We start from the raw sequence: 5,128 nt of genomic DNA on the forward strand, positions 1-5,128 counted from the left end.
CAAGGTGAAATCATTCTTTGGGCTGTTCGTTGGTATTGTAAATATGGCATCAGCTATCGTGAACTTCAAGAAATGCTCGCTGAACGAGGCATAAATGTGGATCACAGTACAATTTATCGTTGGGTTCAGCGTTATGCTCCAGAAATGGAAAAACGGTTACGCTGGTATTGGCGTAATCCTACAGATTTACATTCATGGCATATGGATGAGACTTATATCAAAGTGAAGGGGCGATGGACTTACCTGTATCGTGCAGTTGATCAACGGGGTCATACGATTGACTTTTACCTTTCCGCTAGACGGAACAGTAAATCAGCCTATAGTTTTCTAGGAAAGATCTTCAATACGGTGAAAAAATGGCAAATTCCACGGGTCATCAATACAGATAAAGCAGCGACCTATGGCCATGCTTTATCACGATTAAAGCGAGAAGGAAAATGTCCAGTAGATATTGAGCACAGGCAGATTAAGTATAAAAATAATGTCATTGAATGTGATCATGGTAAGTTAAAGCGAATCATCAGGGCCACATTAGGATTCAAATCTATGAAGACTGCTTATGCCACAATTAAAGGTATTGAAGTCATGCGTGCACTACGTAAAGGACAAGCATCGTCATTTTATTATGGTCAGCCTCAGGGTGAAGTGTGTCTAATCAACAGGGTTTTCGGTCTCTAAGCACTTTTTAAAGGGAACATCATCGACTCAAATCACTATTTGCAACAGTGCCGTTTAAATTCATGATCACCAAAATTTTCTAGGATAAGAGCATTCATCATCTTATTCATAGTTATTCCTTATTCTTAACTGGGGGATGATATGCACAGTACCAAAATAAATTAATCCAATAAATGATATTTATAGGATTTAATAATTCCTAAATAATGAATAATAAATATCATCCGCTCACTAAAAATATTCTAGTACAGTCTGTAAAGGCAGTTTAATCTAAACTGTCGGTAGTATTTTCAAGGCTTGAAACGTTCAAAATATCTACAAAGTGGCTAAAATTTGAAACATAATTCTAAAAGGTCACAGCATTACAAAGAACATGAGACAAAATAAAAAATGGGAGCTAAAAGTCCCATTTTTTTTGTGACTTTCGCATAAGCTCTATGATGTTAATTTAAAAAAACTAAAAACAGGGATAGAAAATTTTCGCTAAAGATCTTTTTAATTTTCGATTTATAAAAAATATTGCTTTTTTTATACTATGGGGTACTATAGTATAAATGCTAGCAAATAAGGAGGTCTGATGCCTAATCAGGTTGACGACAAAAAAAAGATTCTTCTACGCGTCAGAAAGATCAAAGGTCAGACGCAAGCGATTGAAAAAGCGTTAGAAGATAATGTGGAATGTGGTGCAATTCTGCAACAAATATGCTCTGTGCGTGGTGCTATTAATGGTTTAATGAATGAAATGTTGGAGGTTCATTTAAAGGACACATTAGTATCAGGTGAAACCACAGAACAACAACGAAAAGAAGAATTGGCTGAAATCGCCAAGATTCTAAAATCATATTTAAAGTAGATCTGTATAAGGAATTATTCCATGAAGTCACGTGCTGCCGTTGCGTTTGGTCCTGGTCAACCTCTTCAAATTGTTGAAGTTGATGTTGCACCACCGAAGAAAGGTGAAGTATTAATTAAGATCTCCCATACCGGTGTGTGTCATACAGACGCATTTACTTTATCTGGCGATGATCCTGAAGGTGTTTTTCCCGCTATTCTCGGGCATGAAGGTGCTGGTGTTGTAGTTGAGGTTGGTGAAGGCGTGACTAGCGTCAAACCAGGTGATCATGTTATTCCACTTTACACTGCTGAATGTGGCGAGTGCGTATTCTGTAAATCTGGAAAATCGAACTTGTGTATTTCCGTTCGCGAAACTCAAGGTAGAGGCGTAATGCCAGATGGTACCACTCGTTTTTCCTACAATGGTCAACCGATTTACCACTATATGGGCTGCTCAACGTTCAGTGAATACACTGTAGTGGCAGAAGTATCATTGGCTAAAATCAATCCTGAAGCCAATCACGAACATGTCTGCTTACTGGGTTGTGGGGTAACAACGGGTATCGGTGCAGTACATAACACGGCTAAAGTACAAGAAGGTGATAGTGTTGCGGTCTTTGGTTTAGGTGGTATTGGTTTGGCAGTCGTACAAGCCGCACGTCAAGCTAAAGCAGGGCGTATTATTGTGGTTGACATGAATCCAGATAAATTTGCGCTGGCAAAAGAGTTTGGTGCAACGGACTTCTTGAACCCTAAAGATTACGATAAACCAATCCAGCAAGTAATTGTCGAAATGACTGGCTGGGGTGTAGATCATTCATTTGAGTGTATTGGTAACGTGAATGTGATGCGTGCAGCCCTTGAAAGTGCACACCGTGGCTGGGGACAATCCGTAATTATTGGTGTAGCTGGCGCAGGTCAAGAAATCTCTACCCGTCCATTCCAACTGGTTACTGGTCGTAGATGGTTAGGTTCTGCCTTTGGTGGGGTAAAAGGTCGTACGCAACTTCCAGGAATGGTTGAAGATGCCATGAAAGGTAAAATTCAATTAGAACCATTTGTGACACACACCATGGGCTTGGATCAGATCAATGAAGCCTTTGATCTAATGCATGAAGGTAAGTCAATTCGTACTGTAATTCATTACGAATAATTCCGTCAGACCTTATACTTCTCCATGCATGTGAATCATGATTGACATGCATGGAATCCTCTAAAACGGCACATCATCTGTAAAACAGATCTATCTATGTATCCATCATGTATAGGTTCAACAAACCTGCCTACATTTTAAATCTTTATCAGTATTCTCTGTGGAGAATGTCAGACTCTTTGTTTACTCGATTTCTCATGAAGTCTTGCTCAACATAGGTAATTGATTATGGAAATAATTGAGAAACATGCTTCTTTTGGTGGATCGCAAGAAGTGTATCGCCATCAGTCAATAGCATTAAACTGTTCAATGAAATTCTCAATATATCTGCCACCTCATGACAAAGATGAGAAGTTGCCAGTTTTATATTGGTTATCAGGACTGACTTGCAACGAACAGAACTTTATTACTAAAGCCGGAGCACAAAAGTATGCGGCTGAACATAAAGTCATTATTGTTGCACCAGATACCAGCCCACGTGGAGAGGATGTACCAGATCATGCAGATTATGATTTAGGCCAAGGCGCAGGATTCTATGTGAATGCAACACAAGCACCCTGGTCACAGCATTTCAAAATGTATGATTATATTGTGGAAGAGCTCAGAAATCTGATTGACCTGAATTTTCCGACCAATCAAGTCCAAAGTATTATGGGGCATAGCATGGGTGGTCATGGTGCATTAGTAATTGGTTTAAAAAACCCTGAGCTGTATGAAAGTATTTCTGCTTTTGCACCAATTGTTGCGCCTAGCCAAGTACCTTGGGGGAAAAAGGCTTTTACACACTACCTAGGTGAAACCGAAACTTTATGGAAAAGCTATGATGCGATTGAATTAATCAAAAACGCTGAAGTTCATTTACCTATTTTAGTCGATCAGGGAACAGCTGATGATTTTCTTGAAGAACAGTTAAGGCCTAAGCTTCTTAGTGATATTTGTTTGGAACAAGAATATCCTCTGACACTTAACCTAAGAGAAGGGTATGACCATAGCTATTACTTCATTGCGAGCTTTATAGAGAAACATATAGAGTTTCACAGCAAACTCCTAGCTAAATAACTTTGATAGATATGAGGATGTACATGTTGTTCTTGAATGCTTCTTGAGCAATATAATTTTCAGATGAAGAGGTCAGCTTATAAATCTAAGGTAGAGTCAATTGATCCTTATATAACTAAGATTGAATTTAATCATCTCATATCTTGATTTTTTGATTCAAATGTTAATGATATTAACTTGAATAAATTCATAGCATTATGTCGGAATAAAAAAACAGATTTTGGCTCAGCTATGGGATTTTTTTTTAACTTTTATACAACAAAACTTTCTGACATGCATACATTAGCAATGTCAGAATCAGTTTTAATTCTAGTCAATTGTGGAGTTTTAGTCATGCTTAAAACAGCTTTATATGTCCGCCTTGAAGCTAAACCGGGTAAAGAAGACGAAGTGGAAGCTTTCCTTAAAGCCGGTTTACATATTGTAATGGAAGAACCTGCGACAGTTGCGTGGTTTGGCCTACGTCTTGGACCTACAACATTTGGTATATTTGATGCATTTCCTGATGAGGCGGGTCGCCAAGCACATCTATCTGGCAAGGTTGCAGCTGCTTTGATGGCTCAGGCCGATGAGCTATTTTCAGAGCCACCGTCTATTGAAAAAGTAGATGTTTTGGCGAGTAAACTACCAGCTTAAACCGACGCTTAAATGTATGAGTGTGCTGCCTGAAATTTGGCACTGTTGCAAATAGTGATTTGAGTCGATGATGTTCCCTTTAAAAAGTGCTTAGAGACCGAAAACCCTGTTGATTAGACACACTTCACCCTGAGGCTGACCATAATAAAATGACGATGCTTGTCCTTTACGTAGTGCACGCATGACTTCAATACCTTTAATTGTGGCATAAGCAGTCTTCATAGATTTGAATCCTAATGTGGCCCTGATGATTCGCTTTAACTTACCATGATCACATTCAATGACATTATTTTTATACTTAATCTGCCTGTGCTCAATATCTACTGGACATTTTCCTTCTCGCTTTAATCGTGATAAAGCATGGCCATAGGTCGCTGCTTTATCTGTATTGATGACCCGTGGAATTTGCCATTTTTTCACCGTATTGAAGATCTTTCCTAGAAAACTATAGGCTGATTTACTGTTCCGTCTAGCGGAAAGGTAAAAGTCAATCGTATGACCCCGTTGATCAACTGCACGATACAGGTAAGTCCATCGCCCCTTCACTTTGATATAAGTCTCATCCATATGCCATGAATGTAAATCTGTAGGATTACGCCAATACCAGCGTAACCGTTTTTCCATTTCTGGAGCATAACGCTGAACCCAACGATAAATTGTACTGTGATCCACATTTATGCCTCGTTCAGCGAGCATTTCTTGAAGTTCACGATAGCTGATGCCATATTTACAATACCAACGAACAGCCCAAAGAATGATTTCACCTTG

6 protein-coding genes are annotated in these 5,128 nt (G+C 38.9%); 5 read left to right on the forward strand and 1 reads right to left on the reverse strand.

What is annotated here, in order from left to right; genetic code table 11:
- The 5 genes from ACNPNW_RS05645 to ACNPNW_RS05665 form a co-directional block, all read left to right on the forward strand.
- The coding region (locus ACNPNW_RS05645; RefSeq protein ID WP_448766690.1) for an IS6-like element IS1008 family transposase at positions 1 to 678 on the forward strand (678 nt) is incomplete at its 5' end.
- Positions 679 to 1,255: 577 nt separating this feature from the next.
- Positions 1,256 to 1,531 (forward strand): metal/formaldehyde-sensitive transcriptional repressor, encoded by a 276-nt coding sequence (locus ACNPNW_RS05650; protein ID WP_005105873.1) that lies wholly within the window; start codon positions 1,256 to 1,258, stop codon positions 1,529 to 1,531.
- 21 nt (positions 1,532 to 1,552) lie between these two features.
- A complete protein-coding gene (locus ACNPNW_RS05655) occupies positions 1,553 to 2,665 on the forward strand; it encodes an S-(hydroxymethyl)glutathione dehydrogenase/class III alcohol dehydrogenase (RefSeq protein ID WP_005105874.1) in 1,113 nt (370 codons plus the stop codon).
- 228 nt (positions 2,666 to 2,893) lie between these two features.
- Complete coding sequence (gene fghA, locus ACNPNW_RS05660; protein ID WP_448766691.1) at positions 2,894 to 3,724, forward strand: S-formylglutathione hydrolase; 831 nt, start codon at positions 2,894 to 2,896, stop codon at positions 3,722 to 3,724.
- Positions 3,725 to 4,057: 333 nt separating this feature from the next.
- Complete coding sequence (locus tag ACNPNW_RS05665; protein WP_004897265.1) at positions 4,058 to 4,360, forward strand: putative quinol monooxygenase; 303 nt, start codon at positions 4,058 to 4,060, stop codon at positions 4,358 to 4,360.
- 90 nt (positions 4,361 to 4,450) lie between these two features.
- Here the strand turns inward: ACNPNW_RS05665 and ACNPNW_RS05670 are convergent.
- Positions 4,451 to 5,128, reverse strand: a 678-nt coding sequence (locus ACNPNW_RS05670) for an IS6-like element IS1008 family transposase (protein ID WP_448766690.1), incomplete at its 5' end; no start/stop codon positions are given.

Source organism: Acinetobacter endophylla (assembly GCF_053543775.1).

What these genes read in the sequence shown, in the direction of transcription:
- ACNPNW_RS05650 (WP_005105873.1), top strand. Translation starts at nt 1,256, where the DNA reads ATGCCTAATCAGGTTGACGACAAAAAAAAGATTCTTCTACGCGTCAGA.
- ACNPNW_RS05655 (WP_005105874.1), top strand. Translation starts at nt 1,553, where the DNA reads ATGAAGTCACGTGCTGCCGTTGCGTTTGGTCCTGGTCAACCTCTTCAA.
- fghA (WP_448766691.1), top strand. Translation starts at nt 2,894, where the DNA reads ATGGAAATAATTGAGAAACATGCTTCTTTTGGTGGATCGCAAGAAGTG.
- ACNPNW_RS05665 (WP_004897265.1), top strand. Translation starts at nt 4,058, where the DNA reads ATGCTTAAAACAGCTTTATATGTCCGCCTTGAAGCTAAACCGGGTAAA.